The organism is Arthrobacter sp. 05L417 (genome assembly GCF_056397865.1).
In genome coordinates, this window is record NZ_JBFTOG010000118.1 from 1 (window position 1) to 546 (window position 546).

Consider the following 546-nt stretch of genomic DNA (forward strand, 5'->3'; position numbering starts at 1 on the left):
ACCGTCAAGGGCTACGGACTCGGACCCCACTTCGAGGGCCGCAACGCGACCCACCAAATGAAGAAACTCACCATGGAGGACCTCAAGGCCTTCCGCGACCACCTGCGCATCCCCATCACCGACGAGCAGCTCGACACCGATCTGTACCGCCCCCCGTACTACCACCCCGGCATGGACGCACCCGAGATCGCCTATCTCCTCGAGCGCCGAGCTGCGCTGGGAGGCTCGGTCCCCGAACGGCGTTCCAACCATGCGGCCGTCGAACTGCCCGACGCCAAGACCTTTGACGTCGCCAAGCGCGGCTCCGGCAAACAGCAGGCCGCCACCACCATGGCCTTCGTCCGTCTACTCAAAGACCTGCTCCGCGACAAGAAATTCGGGCACCGGATTGTCCCCATCGTGCCGGACGAATCGCGCACCTTCGGCATGGACGCGTTCTTCCCCACCGCGAAGATCTACAACCCCAAGGGCCAGAACTACCTCTCCGTGGACCGGGACCTCGTCCTGGCCTACAAGGAATCCCCCATGGGCCAGCTCATCCACCCC

The 546-nt window shown here is 64.5% G+C and carries 1 pseudogene; it reads left to right on the forward strand.

The annotated features are described in order from the left end of the window. Nucleotides 1-546: pseudogene (locus AC1DJW_RS26570) on the forward strand (pyruvate dehydrogenase (acetyl-transferring), homodimeric type); the annotation flags it as partial.